Source organism: Pseudomonas sp. NPDC089741 (genome assembly GCF_044748825.1).
Taxonomy (GTDB): Bacteria; Pseudomonadota; Gammaproteobacteria; order Pseudomonadales; family Pseudomonadaceae; genus Aquipseudomonas; species Aquipseudomonas helmanticensis.
The window spans coordinates 82,322-101,176 of sequence record NZ_JBIVGT010000014.1 but is presented as its reverse complement, the minus strand read 5'-3'; the positions used below and the strand labels follow the sequence as shown (position 1 = coordinate 101,176).

Annotated in this window: 9 protein-coding genes; 8 read left to right on the top strand and 1 reads right to left on the bottom strand. The window is 59.2% G+C overall.

Annotated features, from left to right (window positions below):
* Nucleotides 1-182 precede the first annotated feature (182 nt).
* Nucleotides 183-1,091, bottom strand: a complete 909-nt coding sequence (locus ACIPZE_RS15810; RefSeq protein ID WP_129386702.1) for a LysR substrate-binding domain-containing protein — start codon at nucleotides 1,089-1,091, stop codon at nucleotides 183-185.
* A 180-nt stretch (nucleotides 1,092-1,271) separates the two neighbouring features.
* Here ACIPZE_RS15810 and ACIPZE_RS15805 point away from each other — a divergent pair, with 180 nt between their 5' ends.
* The 8 genes from ACIPZE_RS15805 to ACIPZE_RS15770 all read left to right on the top strand — a co-directional run bounded on the left by ACIPZE_RS15805 (nucleotide 1,272) and on the right by ACIPZE_RS15770 (nucleotide 18,716).
* Complete coding sequence (locus ACIPZE_RS15805) at nucleotides 1,272-2,696, top strand: aspartate ammonia-lyase (protein WP_129386705.1); 1,425 nt, start codon at nucleotides 1,272-1,274, stop codon at nucleotides 2,694-2,696.
* A 486-nt stretch (nucleotides 2,697-3,182) separates the two neighbouring features.
* Nucleotides 3,183-4,628 (top strand): alanine/glycine:cation symporter family protein, encoded by a 1,446-nt coding sequence (locus tag ACIPZE_RS15800; RefSeq protein ID WP_400773745.1) that lies wholly within the window; start codon nucleotides 3,183-3,185, stop codon nucleotides 4,626-4,628.
* A gap of 170 nt (nucleotides 4,629-4,798) precedes the next feature.
* The gene (locus ACIPZE_RS15795; RefSeq protein ID WP_400773743.1) at nucleotides 4,799-5,803 is read left to right on the top strand and encodes an asparaginase; all 1,005 of its coding nucleotides are present in this window, start codon (nucleotides 4,799-4,801) and stop codon (nucleotides 5,801-5,803) included.
* A 131-nt stretch (nucleotides 5,804-5,934) separates the two neighbouring features.
* A complete protein-coding gene (locus ACIPZE_RS15790) occupies nucleotides 5,935-10,575 on the top strand; it encodes a hypothetical protein (RefSeq protein WP_400773740.1) in 4,641 nt (1,546 codons plus the stop codon).
* 96 nt (nucleotides 10,576-10,671) lie between these two features.
* Nucleotides 10,672-11,664, top strand: a complete 993-nt coding sequence (locus tag ACIPZE_RS15785) for an AraC family transcriptional regulator (protein WP_400773738.1) — start codon at nucleotides 10,672-10,674, stop codon at nucleotides 11,662-11,664.
* Between the two features lie 205 nt (nucleotides 11,665-11,869).
* Nucleotides 11,870-12,895: a histone deacetylase family protein gene (locus tag ACIPZE_RS15780; RefSeq protein ID WP_283438285.1), complete on the top strand. Its 1,026-nt coding sequence runs from the start codon at nucleotides 11,870-11,872 to the stop codon at nucleotides 12,893-12,895.
* Nucleotides 12,892-13,992: a polyamine ABC transporter substrate-binding protein gene (locus tag ACIPZE_RS15775; protein ID WP_283438284.1), complete on the top strand. Its 1,101-nt coding sequence runs from the start codon at nucleotides 12,892-12,894 to the stop codon at nucleotides 13,990-13,992. Before ACIPZE_RS15780 ends, ACIPZE_RS15775 begins: the two co-directional genes overlap by 4 nt.
* Before the next feature lie 149 nt (nucleotides 13,993-14,141).
* A complete protein-coding gene (locus ACIPZE_RS15770) occupies nucleotides 14,142-18,716 on the top strand; it encodes a dermonecrotic toxin domain-containing protein (RefSeq protein WP_400773735.1) in 4,575 nt (1,524 codons plus the stop codon).
* The last annotated feature ends 139 nt before the right edge of the window (nucleotides 18,717-18,855 follow it).

Genomic DNA, 18,855 nt, shown 5'->3' with positions numbered 1-18,855 from the left:
GCGCGACCATCTGTCATCTGCCGCAAATGCCCGGTTTTATTGACCTGAAGGTCAGCGCCGCAACACCGCAAATCCCCTGTAGGAGTGAGCCTGCTCGCGATGGCGGTGTATCAGTCACATCATCGTTAAATGTGCAGACGCTATCGCGAGCAGGCTCACTCCTACAAGGGGTCCGCGGTGGGTCAGGAAGCTTGTGCAGCGCCGCCTTCGAGCTTGCGCCACAGCAGGCGCACGTTGGCCTTGCGCACCAAGGCGCAGCGATAGAGGCGGATCTCCAGTGGCACATGCCATTGCGGGCCGCCGCAGACCACCAGTTCACCGCGAGCCAGTTCCGCGCGCACGCTCAGCTGTGGCACCCAGGCAATACCCAGTCCTTCCAGCGCCATGCTTTTCAAGCTGTCGGCCATCGCCGTTTCATAGATGGTCGTGAAGCGCAGCTGACGCTGGCGCAACAATCCATTCACCGAGCGGCCAAGAAACGCCCCGGCGCTATACGCCAGTAACGGCACGCTGGCCTCCCCCTCCAGATCGAACAGCGGCTTGCCCTCGGCATCCGCCGCGCACACTGGCAACATCTCGGTCTGGCCCAAATGCAGCGACGGGAAAATTTCCGGGTCCATCTGCATCGCCGCGTCCGGGTCGTAGAACGCCAGCATCAGATCGCAACCACCCTCCCGCAACGCATGTACCGCGTCACCGACGTTGGTCGCGACCAACCGCGTGGCGATGTTCAAACCTTCATTACGCAACTGCGCGATCCAGCGCGGGAAGAAGCCCAGCGCCAGCGAATGAGCGGCAGCGACTTGCATCACTTCGCCCTGCCCGCCTTCCAGATGGTGCAGATGGCGCAGCACTTCACCGAGCTGTTCGACCACCGTGCGCGCGGTCACCAGAAACAGCTGCCCCGCCGCCGTCAGTTCGACTGGCGTGCGTGAGCGATTGACCAAGGTCAGCCCCAGCGCAGCCTCCAGGCTGCGGATCCGCCGACTGAATGCGGGCTGGGTCACGAAGCGCCGTTCGGCTGCTTGCGAGAAGCTGCGGGTGGCGGCCAGAGCACTGAAGTCCTCAAGCCATTTGCTTTCCAGATTCATCACGTCCTCCCGGACACGCACCAAAACAGGTCACACGTCTGCCGCGCACGCGGCGTCACATGGGCATTATGCCGAATGTGCATAGGCCAGTGCTTAACAGCATTGGCCCAAAAATTCGCACAAGCCTAGCATTCGCAGCGTTCCGGCACAGACCGGGTCCATATCGAGATGATTTCTATCATGTCCTCCGCTGCATCTTTCCGCACAGAAAACGACCTGCTTGGCGCCCTCGAAGTACCGGCTCAAGCGTATTACGGCATCCAGACCCTGCGAGCGGTGAACAACTTCCGTCTCTCCGGCGTTCCGATTTCGCATTACCCGAAACTGGTTGTCGGTCTGGCAATGGTCAAACAGGCCGCTGCTGACGCCAACCGCGAGTTGGGTCACCTGAGCGAAGCCAAGCACGCTGCCATCAGCGAAGCCTGTGCCCGATTGATCCGCGGTGATTACCACGAAGAGTTCGTGGTCGACATGATTCAAGGTGGCGCCGGTACTTCCACCAACATGAACGCCAACGAAGTGATCGCCAACATTGCACTCGAAGCAATGGGCCACGAGAAAGGCGAGTACCAGTTCCTGCACCCGAACGACGACGTCAACATGGCGCAGTCGACCAACGACGCCTACCCAACGGCAATCCGTCTGGGCCTGCTGCTCGGTCACGACACCCTGCTGGCCAGCCTCGACAGCTTGATTCAGGCGTTCGCGGCCAAGGGCAAAGAATTCGATCACGTCCTGAAAATGGGCCGTACCCAACTGCAAGACGCCGTGCCGATGACCCTCGGTCAGGAATTCCGTGCCTTCGCCACCACCATGGGCGAAGACCTGGCCCGTCTGAAGACGCTGGCCCCGGAACTGCTGACTGAAGTGAACCTGGGCGGCACCGCGATCGGTACCGGCATCAACGCCGACCCGCGTTATCAAGCGCTGGCGGTTCAGCGTCTGGCACTGATCAGCGGTCAACCGCTGGTACCGGCGGCCGACCTGATCGAAGCGACTTCCGACATGGGCGCCTTCGTCCTGTTCTCCGGCATGCTCAAGCGCACCGCGGTCAAGCTGTCGAAGATCTGCAACGACCTGCGCCTGCTGTCCAGCGGCCCACGCACCGGCATCAACGAAATCAACCTGCCAGCGCGTCAGCCAGGCAGCTCGATCATGCCTGGCAAGGTCAACCCGGTTATTCCGGAAGCCGTGAACCAAGTGGCCTTCCAGGTCATCGGTAACGATCTGGCGCTGACCATGGCAGCCGAAGGCGGTCAACTGCAACTGAACGTGATGGAGCCGCTGATCGCTTTCAAGATCTTCGACTCGATCCGCCTGCTGCAACGCGCCATGGACATGCTGCGCGAGCACTGCATCGTCGGCATCACCGCCAACGAAGCGCGCTGCCGCGAACTGGTCGAGCACTCGATCGGTCTGGTCACCGCACTGAACCCGTACATCGGCTACAAAAACGCCACCCGTATCGCCGGTCTCGCCCTTGAAAGCGGCCGCGGCGTGCTGGAACTGGTGCGCGAAGAAGGTCTGCTCGACGAAGCCATGCTCGCCGACATCCTGCGCCCGGAAAACATGATTGCTCCGCGTCTGGTTCCGCTCAAAGGCTGAACCGACACGTTACTTGTAGCACCGCTCACCAGGTCGAGGGACTAGACACCTCTCACCTTTTGAGGGCTTGGGGATTATTCCCCAGGCCCTTTTTTTTAACTTCTTTGCGGGCAGGTCGTTAGATGTTTTGTGTATTTGATACCGCCAAGATCGCAGCCTTCGGCAGCTCCTACATTGATTGACGTACACCTGTAGGAGCTGCCGAAGGCTGCGATCTTTTGATCTTGCAGCAACCTCGTTTCGTCGCTTGCACCACTACCGTGCAGACGGGCGCGCCACTGATCGGTATAGTGCCGCCCCTCTTCGCGTGAGCGGTCGTCGGTAACGAGGCCATAACCCATGCGAAACCCGAACTAATAACAAACCCGCGAAATGGATCGGGGACGAAACCCTCGCCTCACCTGTTGTGCCGCGCGCAAACCGGTGTAACGCGATGTTTCCGACCTTCCAGCATTTGCTTACACAATAAACAGCGAGGAAAAATCCATGCTCGAAGTCATTAACGACTTCCTCTCAGGGAAAGTACTGATCGTGCTCATTGTCGGGCTCGGTAGCTACTTCACGATTCGCTCGCGTTTCGTTCAACTGCGTCATTTCTTCCACATGTTCGCGGTGTTCCGCGACAGCCTCAAAGGCAGCGCCGGGCAACTCAGCTCGTTCCAGGCCTTGATGCTCAGCCTTGCCGGCCGTGTCGGTGCAGGCAACATCGCCGGTGTCGGCATCGCCGTGACCCTCGGTGGTCCGGGTGCGGTGTTCTGGATGTGGGTGACCGCACTGGTCGGCATGTCCAGCAGCTTCTTCGAATGCACCCTGGCTCAGGTCTACAAGCGTGCGGAAGGCGACGGTCTGTACCGTGGTGGCCCGGCCTACTACATCCAGCACGGCCTGAAGCTCAAAGGCATGGCGGTGGTGTTTTCCGTCCTGCTGTTGGTTACCTACGGCTTCGCCTTCATCGGCCTGCAGTCCTACACCGTGACCCACTCGCTGCAGAACGCCTTTGAATTCAACCCACAACACACCGGTATCGTCCTGGCGGTGCTGCTGGCCATCACTTTCATCGGCGGCATCAAGCGTATTGCCTCGGTGTCCGACCTGCTGGTTCCGATCAAGACGCTGGCCTATATCGGCGTGACCTTGTACGTGATCGGTACTCAGATCGAACACGTGCCGGCCATGCTGGAAACCATCTTCAAGAGCGCCTTCGGCCTCGACCCGGCCTTTGGCGGCCTGCTCGGCAGCGCCATCGTCATGGGCGTGAAGCGTGGCGTATTCGCCAACGAAGCGGGTCTGGGCAGTGCGCCGAACGTCGCCGCCGTGGCCGCCGTAAAGCACCCGGGCGCGCAAGGCGTGGTTCAGGCCTTCAGCGTGTTCCTCGATACCTTCGTGATCTGCACCTGCACCGCGCTGCTGATCCTGTTGTCGGGCTTCTACACCCCGGGCTTCGAAGGTGACGGCATCGTCCTGACCCAGAACTCGCTGGCCGCCGTGGTCGGTGACTGGGGTCGCATGTTCGTCAGCGTCGCACTGTCGCTGTTCGTCTTCACCTGCATCCTCTACAACTACTACCTGGGCGAGAACAGCCTGCAGTTCCTCACCCGCAACCGCGCCGCACTGATGATTTTCCGTGGCCTGGTGCTGGCGCTGGTGGTCTGGGGTTCGATGCAGGATCTGTCGACCGTGTTCGCCTTCGCCGACATCACCATGACCTGCCTGGCCTTCGTCAACCTCGTGGCCCTGGCCATGCTGTTCAAGGTCGGCATGCGTGTGATGCGCGACTACGACGGGCAGCGTCGCGCCGGCGTCAAACAGCCAGTGTTCGACTCGAGCAAATTTGCCGATCTGGACCTCGACCTGAAAGCCTGGCCGACTCCGTCTGCCGCTGACGCCAAGGCCGAAGCCGAGCCGCAAGGCGTCCCTGCAGCGCAACGCTGACAGGTGAATGGCGGGCGCATCCCCTGCGCCCGTCAGTTATTGTGATGCAATAACTTGTAGGAGTGAGCCTGCTCGCGATAGCGGTTCATCATTCAACATTTATGTTGGCTGAAAGACCGCTATCGCGAGCAGGCTCACTCCTACAGGAACTCATCGTTTCGGAGAATCCTATGAACCCTTCGACTTATCCCGCCGCCCAACACGTCATGGTGCTCTACACCGGTGGCACCATCGGCATGCAGGCCAGCGCCAATGGCCTGGCCCCGGCGTCCGGTTTCGAAGCGCGGATGCGCGACTACCTGCACAGCCAGCCTGAACTCGCCGTGCCACACTGGCGCTTCCGTGAGATGTCGCCGCTGATCGACAGCGCCAACATGACTCCGGCCTATTGGCAGCAACTGCGTGAAGCGGTGGTCGATGCCGTTGACGTGCAAGGCTGCGACAGCGTGCTGATCCTGCATGGCACCGACACCCTGGCCTACAGCGCCGCAGCGATGAGCTTCCAGTTGCTCGGCCTACATGCCCGCGTGTGCTTCACCGGTTCAATGTTGCCAGCCGGCGTGACCGACAGTGATGCCTGGGAAAACCTCGGCGGCGCACTGGTCGCGCTTGGCCAAGGCCTGGCGCCAGGCGTGCATCTGTACTTCCATGGTGAACTGCTGGACCCGACCCGTTGCGCGAAAGTGCGCAGCTTTGGCCGTCATCCGTTCAAGCGCCTGGAGCGTCAGGGCGGCGGAGTCAAAGCCACCTCGATTGCTGCGTCATTGAACTACAACCAGCCGAAACAACTGGCCAGGGTTGGCGTGCTGCCACTGTTTCCAGGCATAGGCGCCGAGATTGTCGATAGCCTGCTCGACAGCGGCATTCAGGGCTTGGTGCTGGAGTGCTACGGCAGCGGCACCGGACCGAGTGATAACGCCGAATTTCTCGCCAGCCTCGGCCGCGCGCGCGACAACGGCGTGGTGGTGGTGGCGGTGACGCAGTGCCATGAAGGCGGCGTCGAGCTGGATGTGTATGAAGCCGGCAGTCGGTTGCGTAGCGCCGGCGTGCTGTCGGGCGGCGGCATGACCCGTGAAGCGGCGTTCGGCAAATTGCATGGTTTGCTCGGCACCGGCCTGGAAAACGCCGAAATACGTCGCCTGATCGAACTCGACCTGTGTGGCGAACTGAGCTGATCGCTCCGACTGTCAGGATTAAAACCGCACAGCATATATATCTACCACCATCGCTCGATTGTGCCCCCATAGCATGAAGCAACCCCGAGGCCTGGCCTCGGGAAGCTCCATCACCAATGCAGGGACGCACGATGATTTCATCCAGCTCAAGCTCCACTCCACAAGCCGTCAGCGACGCCAACCCCCTTGAAGCGCTGATCACTCAACTCAGTGTCGGACCCGACTTGCGCGATGTGGCGGCCGTCCTGCTGCGCCAGCATTTGCGCGAAATGTATCCCGCGCTGGATCTGGATCCCGGCAGCACAATGGTCGGCAGCCCGGCCTGGGCGCTGATCGACGACCAGATAGTGGCCGGACCTACGGCTTATCAGGCACTCACTGAAATTCTCGCCAGCCAGGTCGTGCACGGCATCCCGGCCTTGTACATCGAAGGCGAGCACTTTCTGGCGCAACAACCGATCAGCGAACCCGCCGTACATTTGCCGGTGCGAATCGACGAGATCGCCAACCTGCTCAATCTGTTGGCACCCGTGATGCTTACGGCCTTCCAGGAACAGCAACTGATGTTCTGGAACAGCCCCGGCAACAGCTCCGGGCCACGCTGGCATGCGTTGTCCGACACCCTGCGCAAGCTCTGGAACGTCAATCAGGTAAAAGGCTGGAGTGATGCTGACTGCGCGATGGCCCGCACGCTTTATCAAACTCCGGCGCAAGTCGACAGAAAACCCGACGATCTCTATCAGATCAACGCGTACCTGATCGCCATTGACCTGGTCGATGGCGACAACATCAAGCATCTGAACGAAGTTTCGATGGTCGTGTTGATCGGCAAACAGAAAACCGAGACAGTCATCCTTGCCCACTCATTACTCAACGGCTACCAGAAGTTCGATTCTCTGGAAAAGCTCGGAGCAACGCTGCCCGAGCATATCAACGCCGCCGAAACCTACCACAATTTGCAATGGCGGCTGCTCGAACCTCTCGGTAGTATTTTCGACTATCAGGCTTGTGCATTGGTCTCCATTCAAATCGATGTGATCGGTTCGCTGGATTTTTCCGACAGCGTTGCAACCGAAAGCGAAAAACCGTTATACACATCGACACCTGAAGTGCATGAGTCTGCGAAAAAAAACAGTCCGGGCCTGGACTGGTTCAGGGACGCCCTGCCCGACTGGCTGAGTAACGCTTCCCTGCCGGACCTGAACAACTACTCTCGCCACCTGAAGGATCTGGCCGCGTTAAACAGTCAGAGCGCTGGAAAATCCTATCTGGATGGCATCCTGCCGATCAGCGAATATGCGTTGAGCCAACTGAATACCCTGCATGCCCAAACCCTGCTTGAGCACGCTGAACAATTGCGCACCGCACCCGAACTGGAAACGGCGCTGGAGTCGCTTCAACTACGGGTGAAAAGCCCGGTGATCTGGGGCACGTTTACCGTTCCGGGAAAGATCGACACCTACAACTTCAGTGTCGTCGAGCTGGCCTTGCATAATCTGATCGCGGTCCCCCCTCTGGGCAACAAAACCCTTGTCTCAACGCGTGACAAGACGTTGCCTTCATGGCTGACCGTGGATTATCTGGAAGATCTCGTTACCCGCGCGGACATCGGTACAACCTACCCGGCGCTGATCAAAAAACAATTGCTCGACAGCACGTCGACAGTGGCTGCCCGACAGACTCTTTTCGCCCGACACTTGCGCATCCAGCTACCGTTGCTGGCCCTGCAATGCAAGATTCGCGGCGAGGCTGGTATTGATGCGCGTGGATACCGCTATGCCATGGCCGTGCTGGAAACCGACAGTAAAAATCGTGTAGTCGAGGATCAGACCATCGTCATGCGTGCGCTGGCCTTTATTCCCAAGCGCAGAACTGACGGCACCGAGGACGAAGTCGCCAACATGTTCGTGATCGGTCCCGAAGACCCGACAGCCGGGCCATGTCTGTTGTATCGCCCGATGCTCGACCAGCCCCTGAGCCAATATCCGTCCACCAGCAACTTGCTCTACGCCATCCAGCAATCGTCCAGCCTGCGCGACTCGGTGCTGGCCTGGTTGCCGGACAACGCCCGCAGCGACTACGCCAACTATGTTTTCCCCGGCACCTTGCCGTCACCTTGGTCAGTCACCGAGTTTCTGATCGATTCCAGCAAACTCATCATGATGAGCGGGCCGATCGGCCTGAGTTCAAAAAAGCTCGCAGGCGATCTCCCCACCGCGCTGTTCAAAGCCAACGCGCAGGCAATGGTTGAGCTTGCCGACCGCCAGTCGGTATCGAACAGCGAAAATCGCTGGGCCAGTTTCAAGCGTGCAGGCTGGATACTGTTCAACGGCGTCCTGCCGTTTCTTGGGCGCGTCGCTGGCGTCGCCACGTGGATCTGGCAGATCATGGATCAACTGCAAGCACTTCAAGACGCCCATGAACAAGGCGACAAACCCGAGCAATGGGCAGCGCTCACCGATGCGCTGCTCAATCTGGCCATGGCGATCACTCTGCATATCGCCGCCCGCAGTCCGCAAACCCCACGATCCCGTCAGGAATCAGTCACCTCAAAGCCGACGAAAGATCCGCTGCCTTCAGTACCGGCACGCACCCTCAAGCAACTCGACAAGGGCGCTCCCCACGAAGTGACAGACTTGCAGCAGACGCTGAACATCAGCGGAGCGGTGAATCAAACGCCGACCAGCCTGAGCCTCGTCCTGAACCGCTTCAAGATCACGCGCCCGGAAGGACTGGGAGCCGCCAGTACAGAAAAAGGCCGCTATCTTCATCTCTATCGCCAGGGTAAAAAATGCTACGCGCCGGTAGGCAAGGACTGGTACGAAGTCACGGTAGATGAGAACGGCACGGTGATGATCATCGATGCGCAAACAGTCACACGTTCGGGTCCTGCGCTGCTCAGCAATCTGCGCGGAGAATGGTTCGTCGATACCCGATTGCGCTTGCGCGGCGGCGGCTCAACCAGCATGACGCGTGCGGCTGAAGCCGAAGGTAAATTGGAGGCGGACAAACTGCGCACCCGGCTGGAGGCATTTGAAAACCGCAAAGCGACTGCGCAGCAAGAACTTGAAAAAGCCCATCAGGCGATGAGCACGGCCACCACCGAAACGGCTGCGACTCACCGAGAACAATTCCTCAAGACGCTGGAAACACAACGAGCCGCCTATGGCGAAGCCTTGAGCGATCTCAAGGCATTGCATGTGTTTTCGCCAACGGCCGACTATCAGCAGAAATCCCTCGGCTACCTCAAGGCTCAACTTGAACTCACGCATGCCGGCATTCGTGAAGCATTGACCGTCTTCACGCCAAAATTGCGCAGCGTACTGAATCATCTCGAACGGCAGGCCGAAGCCCGGGAGGATCGACAAATTGCCGAGGCGCGACAGATGATCACGCTCAATCAGGACATGATTACCCGACTTGAGAATATTCAAGCTCGAATGCAAGAGCTGAAAACGTTCAAAAGGGATGGGTTGCACCTGATTCAACACACCCGCAGAACACTTCCGGCGTATTCGATCGACGACCTCAAAGCGTTGCAGGTGACGCTGGCGCGCAACACTTGCCTGGCCGAACACTCAGTGGCAACGGCCGCCGAAGCCTGGCGCATCCTTGACCAGATTGTCGACACCGCCGACATTGCCGTGCAGGCATTGCGCGACACACTGGAGGAGCGCAGCGTCGCCCGGCTCGACGAGCGCATTGATAGCCTCAACGACCTGATCGAGCAGTTCAACGTGCTCGATGAACGTCTTGGGGACTTCAACACCACCTACGCCGAACAGGTGCTTGAAGAGCCCTTTGCGCGGTTACGCGGACAACTCGATCAGCTCAACCGCAACGCAAAACGCAATCTGGTACTGGTACTTGAAGAACGGGATACCTTGAGACGCCAGCCAGTGCTACCTCCACAATCGCTGCGGCCAAAGAAGAAGTTCATCCATACACGCTACAACGGCATGCTGATCGGTGAGCCACGCCTGACTGGACAGGGACTGGAAACCGATCTGGTCGACATCAAGTCACCTCTTACCAACAAGGTGATTGCCACGTTCCATCAGAAGACACCCGGAGTCTGGGTTGAACGTGTAAGCAATACGTCACCCAAGATCCCGACCCCCGCACTTGAAACCAGCCTGAACAAAGGACAGACCTTGCTCGATACGCTGGCAGCGTTTACTACCCGCATGGATGAACTCATCAAACAGCCGGGGCGCTCGCCGCTCGGTGTCGAGTTTCTGTTTCATCAACAGGCCCTGCAACTGGAACACATCAGTAGTGCCATCGACCAGGCACTGACAGACAGCAACGCCACCGAGAGCAACCTGCGCTCGGCCGCAGTCATCAACAAAAAGCTCAGCGATGCCGTCGACGATCTCCACCTGAAGGCCAGCACAGCCCTGCTGAAAATGACCAAAGAGCAACCACCCACGCTGATGGCGGTTTCGCGACTACAGAAAAACAACGCAATCAATATCGCCAAAACCGTCACCCGGCGACGCCTCAAAGGTGCCAAGGCACTCTATCTGGACGAATACACCGTCACCGACCGGACCACACGCAAAGTGCTCTGGTATGCGCACTTCCTTTATTCGACTTCGTGGGTGCCGAACAAGTCGTTCCTTTATGCACGCCTCAAAACCCCGCTGGAGCAGCAACAGGCGCAGGAGTCCAATAGCATCCGCGGACTGAGTGGCACACAGCGGCTGGCCTACTATCGCAGCATGATCGGCCTGGATCAGGCGCAAACGTTGTTTTTCAACAGCGATTGAGTCGCGCAGACGAACCTCGCGAACGCCCGCCAACGCGCGGGCGTCTCGCGCGGCACGCTACTTGCTCGATTCCTGCGAACCCGAACGGAGGCCACCATGCTGCACTCCCATCTCACCACCCTCAACGCCGTTTCTCTGATCCTCAACACCTTCAAGGCCGAAGGCTTGTCGAGCGAAGCGTTACTGGCCGGCAGCGGCATCAGTGCGGCAGATTTGCACCGGGCCGACACGCGCATCACCACCAATCAGGAGATGCAGGTCTGCGCCAACGCGGTCGCTCTCAAACACGACATCGGCCTTGAATTGGGTCGGCGCATGCACGTTTCCTGTTACGGCATTCTCGGTTACGCACTGCTGACCTGTGCCACCTTCGGTGACGCATTGCACTTGGCAATCAAATATCCGGCGCTGCTGGGAACACTTTTCGAACTGAGCCTGGAAGACGACGGCCAGCGCGTCTGGTTCGTGGCAGCCGACTACCGCGAAAGTCCCGCTATGGCGGTATTCAATGCCGAGTTCTGCCTGGTTTCGCTGAAACTGATCTGTGACGACTTGCTCGGCCATCCACTGCCGCTGCTCGCGACACGATTCGAACACGCTGCACCGGATTACCGCCACAGCTACGCCGAACACTTCGACAGCCCGTTGCACTTCGCTGCCAAGGACAACGCCTTTGCCTTCGACCGGCGCTGGCTCGATCAGCCGTTGCCACTGGCCGATGCCATCACCCACCAGGCGATGGCCGAGCGCTGTCGCAAGCAAAACCTGGAGTTTACCGGGCGTCAGGCCTGGCTCGGACGCATCCGTCAGTTGCTCTGTGCCCAGTTGAACCCCGCGCCGGGCCTGGAAGGTCTGGCGCAGCAAATGAACTGTTCGCCGCGCACCCTGCGCCGGCATCTGAAGGACATGGGCAGCAGTTACCAGGAACTGCTCGATGAACTGCGCTTTGAACGGGCCAAGCAGATGCTGTGTGAGGATCAACTGCCGATTTACCGTATCGCCGAAACCCTTGGCTTCAGCGAAACCGCGAGTTTTCGCCACGCATTCGTGCGCTGGAGCGGTGTCGCCCCCAGCCAATTCAGGGCTTGAAAGTCAAAAGATCGCAGCCTTCGGCAGCTCCCACAGGGATCGGTGCAGGAGCTGCCGAAGGCTGCGATCCTTTGATCCTCAGGGGGCGAATTTCGGTCAGGATTTTTGGCCATATCGATCCCTTTTTGGCCTTTCCTGCCGTTCTCCGATTCGCCTCGCACCGCAACACTGGGGGCAACCGAATCAGCCCTGCGGAGAACAACAAATGCTGACGATCTACTCAGACGATCACCACCTGCACCATGGCCGCTGCGAACTCATCGATGGCCAGCTCAAACCGTGCTTCGAAATGCCGTCGCGCGCCGACCACGTACTGCAACGGGTGCAAAACCAGAACCTCGGCCCGGTCGAGGCGCCGAAGGATTTCGGTCTCGAACCCATCGCGCGCATTCACAGCCGCGACTACCTCGACTTCTTCAAAGGTGCCTGGGATCGCTGGACCGAATTCAACACCGACGGTGATCTGCTGCCCTACACCTGGCCGGCACGCACCCTGCGCGCAATCAAACCGACCAGCCTGCATGGCCAACTCGGTTATTACAGTTTCGACGGCGGCGCACCGATCACCGCCGGCACCTGGCAAGCGGCGTACAGCGCAGCGCAAGTTGCCCTGACTGCGCAAGCGCACATCCAGGCTGGCGCGCGCAGTGCCTTCGCCCTGTGCCGTCCACCGGGACACCACGCCGCCAGCGATTTGATGGGCGGTTATTGCTACCTCAACAACGCCGCCATCGCCGCTCAGGCATTCCTCAATGCGGGCCACAAGAAAGTCGCGATCCTCGACGTCGACTATCACCACGGCAACGGCACACAGTCGATTTTCTACGAGCGTAGCGATGTGCTGTTCACCTCGATCCACGGCCACCCGGAAGCGGAATTCCCGTTCTTCCTCGGCTACGACGATGAGCACGGCGAAGGTGCCGGTGAAGGTTTCAACTTCAACTACCCATTGCCGGCCGGCTCCGGCTGGGCTGCCTGGAGCGCGGCACTCGAGCAGGCTTGCGCCGAGATCGACCGTTACGGTGCCGACATCATTGTCGTGTCGCTGGGTGTCGATACGTTCAAGGACGATCCCATCTCGCAGTTCAAGCTCGACAGCCCGGACTACCTGGCGATGGGCAAGCGTATTGCCGCCCTCGGCAAGCCGACGCTGTTCGTCATGGAAGGTGGCTATGCCGTCGAAGAAATCGGCATCAACGCGGTGAACGTGCTGGAAGGTTTCGAACAATGAAAACCCTCAAGCAGGTCATCGTGCCGGCCTTGTGCGCCGCGCTGCTGAGCGGGGTCGTCCACGCTGAAGAACGCACGTTGCGCGTCTACAACTGGTTCGACTACATCACGCCCAAGGCCCTTGAAGACTTCAAGGCACAGAACACCCAGACCAAACTGGTCTACGACATCTTCGACACCAACGAAGCGCTGGAAGCCAAGCTGCTCACCGGCAATTCCGGGTACGACGTGGTAGTACCGTCCAACGTGTTCCTCGCCAAGCAGATCGAAGCCGGGGTGTTCCAGCCGCTGGATCGCAGCAAGCTGCCGAACTGGAACCACCTCGATCCGAAACTGATGAAGCTGATCGAAGCCAACGATCCGGGCAACAAATTCGCCGTGCCGTACATGTACGGCACCATCCTGATCGGCTTCAACCCGGCCAAGGTAAAAGCTGCGCTGGGCGACAATGCGCCGGTGGACAGCTGGGATCTGATCTTCAAGGAAGAAAACATCAGCAAGCTCAAGCAGTGCGGCGTCGCCCTGCTCGATTCGCCGTCGGAAATTCTGCCGCTGGCCCTGCAACACTTGGGTCTCGATCCGAACAGCAAGAACCCGGCGGATTACGCCAAGGCTGAAGCGCTGTTGATGAAGATCCGTCCGTACGTGACTTATTTCCATTCGTCCAAGTACATGGCCGATATCGCCAACGGCGACATCTGCGTGGCGGTCGGCTATTCCGGCAGCTTCTCGCAAGCCGCCAACCGCGCCAAGGAAGCCAAAAACGGTGTGGTGGTCGATATGCGCCTGCCCAAGGAAGGTGCACCTATCTGGTTCGACATGCTCGCGATTCCCAAGGGCGCGAAGAACACCGAGGACGCCTACACCTTCATCAATTACCTCTTGCAACCAGCGGTAATCGCACCGGTCAGCGACTTTGTCGGCTATCCGAACCCGAACAAGGACGCCACCGAACGGGTCGATCCGGCGATCCGCAACAATCCCAACCTGTACCCGACGGATGCGGCGATGAGCACGCTGTACACCCTGCAACCGTTGCCTCGTGATGCCGAGCGGGCACGCACGCGGGCCTGGACCAAAATCAAATCAGGGACTTGAGAGCTCCGCCAGAAAAGACCCGCGCACCTGCGGGTCTTTTTTTGCCTGCGATAACTATGTACCACCTGCCGCCATGGCCACTGACCTAACGTGCTGTCGTCCGGCGCTGCGCATCGCAGCGGCCGCAAACGTCAGCCAAGGATATGGTCATGTCAGAGAAACCGGCGCCCAGCGCCATCGATGTACTCAGCCAACTGGTGAGTGGCCCGTCGCTCAGTGAAGTGGCGGCGAACGCCTTGCTTCCTGCCCTTGTAAAGTCCTACCCGCAACAGGTCATCGATCCGACATTGGCCATTGTTGCCACGCCGTCCTGGCACTTCGATGGCCGGAAAATCGTCGCGGGGCCCTACCATTTCGAGTCGCTCACCGATGCACTGGTACGGCTGGCCCTGTCTGGCACCGCGATCACGCTCATCGACGGCGAACATTTTCTTACCGAACAACCGGACGTCATGCCTTGTGTCCAGTTACCCGTAGACATCGAAGCGGTTGGCGCCTTGCTCAACGAACTCGCCCCGCTGCTGCTCACGGCGCTGGAAGAACAGCAGATCGACTACTGGAACGAAACCATCAGCCCTTCCGTACCGCGCTGGCACCAACTTTCAGAGACCTTGCAGCAGGTCTGGAACGTCAGCGCCGACAACGGTTGGGATGCCGATCAACGGGCAATGGCGCTAGGCGTTTTCAAGAACCCGGACAAAACCGAACGAGCGCTCGAGGACACCTATCAGACTCGTACCTGTCTGATCGATCTTGATCTGGGCGATACCACCGACCGTAGCCATCTCAATGTCCTCGACACGGCCGTTCTGCTCGGCAGCAAAGGCGAACGGACCATCATCCTCACGCATTCGGTGCCTCAGGGTTTCCAATGCTTCGACAGCTTCACCGAACTGGAAAAGTCCTTGCAGTGGCCTCTGCAGCCCGGCGCCGATGCGCTTCAAGTGCAATGGCGGCTATTCGAGCCTACCGGCAATTTTTTCGATCAGCAAGCCTGCGCGCTGATTGCGCTGGAAGCCCAGGCGATCGGCGAGGTCGACTTTTTCCAAAGTCGAAATGACTCGATTGCTCTCGCCCATCTGGGCAGCGGCGCCAGTCCGGGCGCCGAGTCAAACCTGTCCCGCCGCTTCACCCACACCGAACACGCCCTGCCGTCCTGGCTGGACAATGCCTCGCCCGCAGACCAGACCCGCTATAGCCGGCACCTGCTGGATCTGGTCGCCGTGCAGCAGCAGAATTCGGGCAAGAGTTTTCAGAGCGAAATCCCCGACATCCAGGCCTTTACCCTCGACAAGCTGCAAAAGGCGATTGATCGCACACCGACCCAGGACTTCAAGCTGCAAGACGTGGAAATAACCGATACCAGCGTTGTGGTCTGGGGCACGTTTGTCGCACCAGAACAGCCGCAGACCCTGACCTTGTCGCTGGTCGATCTGGCGCTGCAGAATCTCGCCGGTCTGCCACTGGGCGATCTGTCGGTGCGCTACCGCAACAGTTCGACACCGGTGCCGACATGGATGACCGCCATCTACCTGAAAAACCTGGTCACGTCGGTCGATATCGGCAAGACCTATCCGCAGTTGCTCGAGCAGCGCCTGGTCGAAAACAAAACCCAGGCTGCACGCCTGCAGCAGCTCTACAGTCGTCAATTGCCCGTTGAATTGTCGTTGCTGGCGCTGCAACACAAGATCCGCGGCGAAGCAGGTATTGATGAACAAGGTTATCGCTACGTCGTGGCGGCGCTGGCCGTAGAACCGACGGACAGGCGTGTCGATGGCGAGGATATCGTCGTGCGTCCTCTGGCGTTCGTCAAAAGCGATAAGGCCAGCGATAGCGCAGACGAAGTGCTCAACATGTTCGTGATCGGCCCACGCGATGCGCACAAGGGCCCTTGCCTGCTCTATCGCCCGTTGTTCGATGTACCGCTGCTGCAATACCCGTCAAGGACAAATCTGCTGTATGCGATCAAGCATTCGACCACACTGCGCCAGTCGGTACTGGCCTGGTTGCCGGACAAGGTACGCTTCGATTATTCGCAATACGTTTTTCCCGGAACGCTGCCTTCGGTGTGGACCATTCCGCAACTGTTGATCGACCCAGGCTCGGCGACAGATGACCGTGCAAACGTGACTATGTCTGGCCAGGTGATCGAGCCGGAAGTATTGGCAAGCCTGTTCAAAACCAACGCCGAGGCACTGATCACTTTGGCCGATCGCGTGTCGGTGTCGAATGTCGAAGCCCGCTGGGCCACACTCAAGCGCGGTGGCTGGGCACTGTTCAATGCGGCGCTGCCGTTTCTGGGGCGTAGCGTCGGTACTGCGGCGTGGATCTGGCAAATAATGGACGACCTGCAAGAGGTCACCGATGCACAAAACCAGCAGCAACCCGTGCCCTGGACCGCGCTGACCGACATCCTGCTGTCGCTGGGCATGGCGCTCGCGCATCGAGCGGCGACACGCAAGCAACCGCAGCGAGCGCGATCCGGCGTTCTCCCCGAGAAACCCCCTCCAGCCAGCAAACCCGCAGCGCCCGCGAGCATTCGCTTCAGTCGTCTTGCGGATATCAGCGGCGCTGAACTGCCGGGCGATCACGAGCTGTCGCTGCACGTGCTCGGAGCCCTGGAACAATCGTCTTCGAACCTGGGCACGGTACTCGACAGCCTGAAGGTGGACCGACCGGAACCACTGGCAACAGCCGCGACCGAAGGCGCGTACCGCCATCTTCGCAGCGCCGGGCAAAAGTGGTATGCCGAGGTCGGCGAACGCTGGTTCGAAGTCGGTCTCAATGACAATGACGATGTGCAGATCATCGATACGCGCCAGCAGCCAACCCGCTCCGGGCCGCTGTTGATCGTCAATGCCCGGGGGCAATGGTTTGTCGACTTGCGCTTGCGCCTGCGCGCCGGCGGCCTCAACAGTCAGCGTAAAAAATTGCTGAAACAGAATGCGAAGAAGTTAGAGCAGAAAAAACGCGACATTGCTGTATTCGACGCCGGTCTGGCTGGCAAGCGCAGCGAGTTGGTCAACGTTCGACGCGCCATGCTGGAGGCCACCGAACAAAATGCTGAAAGCGCCCGGCAGACGTTTCTCGATACGCTCGACGCTCAAGCAAAGGAGTACAGCGCTAACATCGACAGCCTGAAAGCGCTGAATCTTCTTGAGGCGATACCCAACTATCGCGGTGCAATGATCGAGCGGCTTTCCCTGCAATTGTTCCTCATGCAGAGCTGGATCGACGAGACTTACACAGCATTTCGCGAAAGTCTTGCACAGACACTCGTGCTTCTTGATGAGGACGCCAGCGAAGCTGCTGCAGAGCGCTCCAAACCTTTCGAAAAGATGTCTGACCTGACGAAGGGCATCATCGAGAAAATCGAATTTGCCCACAACCGTTTCGCCGAGCTGAACCTGCTTGGCAAAGAAGCCGTCGACGTCATCCGCGAGTACAAGGCCAGGCTGCCAAAGTTCTCGCTGGAGGACCTGAAGCTGTTGCAAATCACTTTGGGTCAGGAACTGTGTCTGTCGGCCGAAACGGGAGAGTCTCGTGAGGGTGCACGTGCCGCCCTGGAGAATCTCGTCGAGGATGCCTCTCTGAACATTCAGAGCGTGCTCGACCTGAGCGCGGAAGAAGGTTTCAACCAGCTCGGTGAGCGCGTCGAGGCGATGAACAATCTGGTGGAACAGTTCGAAGTCATCGACCAGCGGTTTGGCGACCTTGTCAGTGAATATCCGCAATATCTGGTCAGCGAACGCCTTGAGCAGGTGAAACGCCACGTTGGCGAATTTCAACAGAATGCTGTACAGCAGCTGTCCAACCTGTTGCGCGAACAGCGCTTGGTAGAGCCAGTTGCCGGGCCGTCAAAATCGTCGACGCCGCCAATGCGTAAAATCATCAAGACCCGCTACAAGGGCACACTGGTTGGTCAGCCCAGGCGCAGTGGTGGTGGGCAGGACGGCGATCTGGTCGATGTAGTGGCCCCATTGACCGGTAAAGTGATTGCCACCTTTCACGAGAAAACCCCGGGCAACTGGGTCGAGAGGGTTCCTGCCAAACCGGTCGGATTGCCAAGGCCTGGGCCTGGGCTCTCGAAGAGCCTGCAGAGCGCCAGGGAATTGCTCGACGAACTGCCAGCCTTCAGGCAGCGCACCCAGTCACACATCGCACGGGCGCAACGCAATCCTACGGAGATCGAGGAGATCTATTACCTGCACGCCACGCGTCTGCGCGATGCCATGGACAAGATCGACAAAGCACTCACCTCTGGCAATCACGTCGAAAGCAAAACCGCTTCCGCTACCGAAGTGCGTCAGCAACTCGAAAGAGAAGCCACGGCACTTTATGCCAGAGGTCGAACGGCCCGGATCGAAATCACCAAACAACAGCCCCCGACTGCGGCGCGAGTCGAATGGTTGTACAGCAAGCAAGAAGTGACGATTACTCGATCCACCGAACGCCGCCGGCTCAAAGGCCCGCGCAAAGACTATCTGCTCGAATACCCGATTCTCGACAAACAGAGCGGTAAAGTCCTGTGGTACGCCCACTTCCACTATGCCAACCCTGACGATCCGTTGCCGTCATTCACCGCCGCGCATTTGAAAACCGTCGAACAGCGCCGGCTGGGCGGTGCCTATGTCGAGCGCGAAGGCCACAGCAATCAGGAACTGATCGCCATCCACCGCAGCGCCATCAGCCACACCCAAGCCTCGACATTGTTCTTTTCCTGACCTCGCACACGAATCAGTGGCCCGCCCTGTGCGGGCTTTTTTCATCCTATATATATCTACCACCAGAGCGGTTGGACGCCTCGTTAATGTTCGGTGCAGCGGCAGTTGCCGCACCGTCCACCTTCTGACCGGTATCTAC